The following is a 1,299-nucleotide window of genomic DNA, read 5'->3' as shown; positions in this document are numbered from 1 at the left end:
GGGGCGTGAGGGGGTTTTGGGTGGACTGTGGGTGGGTGGCGGGGATTTGGGTTTGCGGGGGGTGAGGGCTTGTCGGGTGGAGGTTCGTTGGGTGAGGGTTCGCGGTGCCAGGGGGTGTGGTCGGGGAGGTGGTGATGTGTGGATTGGTGTTGTGGGGGCTTGTGGTTCGGGGTGATTTGAGGACTTGGGGGGTGTGAGGGCGGTGGGCGGTTAGGCGGGTGGTTTGGGGGGGTGGGGTGTTGGCGGCGGTTAGAGCTTCGAGGGCTTCGTCGGTGAAGCGGTCGGCGTCGTCGCCGAGTGCTCGTGCGTGTGCGGCGAGCAGGGCCACGTATGGCGCTTCGGCCGGGAGGTCCGGTCCTTCTTCGCTGGATACCTGCACGTCGTCCCGGGCCACGACGATCTCCAGGCCTTCGTCCTGGAGCAGGGCGCAGACCTCGTCCAGCGGGTGATGGTGCACGGCGAGGGGGACCTCGGCGAGCCGCTCCCGCCAGGCCGTGCGCCGGGTCACGGATTCGAGGACGTCCCTCAGCGCGAAGCCTGCGGAGCGTGGTTGGCCGTGACTCCACTGCAGGACCAGCAGGCCGCCCGGGCTGGTGGCGCGTGCCATCGTTCGGACGGCGTCGCGTGCGTCGGCGAGGGAGTCGAGCATCCAGGAGGAGTGCACGACCTCGAACCGGCCTTCTGGCAGGTCCAGCGTGCGGGGGTCGCGAACCTCGGCGGTGACGGCGGTCCCTGAGCAGAGTTCCTCGGTCGCCCGGACCATCGCCGGTGAGGCATCGATCGCGGTGACGGTGAACTCGCCCTCCGCCATGGCCAGGGCGACCTCTCCTGACCCGCATCCGATGTCGGCGAGCCTGCCCCCCTCGCGCAGATGGGTTCCGGCCTGCATGAGCGCGTCCAGCGCGGTCTCGAACAGTGCCTCGTCGTACAGCCGGCACAGCTCCGCGATCGGGACGCGGGCACGCTGGGTCACCGTGAAGCCTCTCTGTTGGTCCCGGCGGCGTTGTGGGTATTCCGGCGGTCTCGGGGTGGGCCGGTCACAGGTGGGTGGTCCTGCGGGCTGGCGGTGGGTGGTCCTGGTGGACAGGTCGGGCGCGTTCTTGTGGACCGGTCGGGCGGGTGGTCCCTGGTAAGCCGCTTGGGCCGGTGGGTTCGCGACCGTGGACCGGTGGGGCGGGGGTGTGGTGAGTGGTTTTCGGAGCCGGTGAGTGGGTGGTTGTGAGGGCCGGTGATGGTGGTCCTCGTGGGCTGGCGGGTGGTTTTGTGGTGGTGGGCTGGCTGGGTGGGGGATGCGGTGGG

Annotated in this window: 1 protein-coding gene; it reads right to left on the bottom strand. The window is 69.9% G+C overall.

The genetic code is table 11. The annotated features are described in order from the left end of the window. Positions 1 to 973, bottom strand: a 973-nt coding sequence (locus NYZ98_RS41300; RefSeq protein WP_262851024.1) for a class I SAM-dependent methyltransferase, incomplete at its 3' end; no start/stop codon positions are given. Positions 974 to 1,299 lie beyond the last annotated feature (326 nt).

It is taken from the genome of Sphaerisporangium corydalis (genome assembly GCF_025506355.1).
GTDB lineage: Bacteria > Actinomycetota > Actinomycetes > Streptosporangiales > Streptosporangiaceae > Sphaerisporangium > Sphaerisporangium corydalis.
This window is presented reverse-complemented; position numbering and strand designations above follow the sequence as displayed.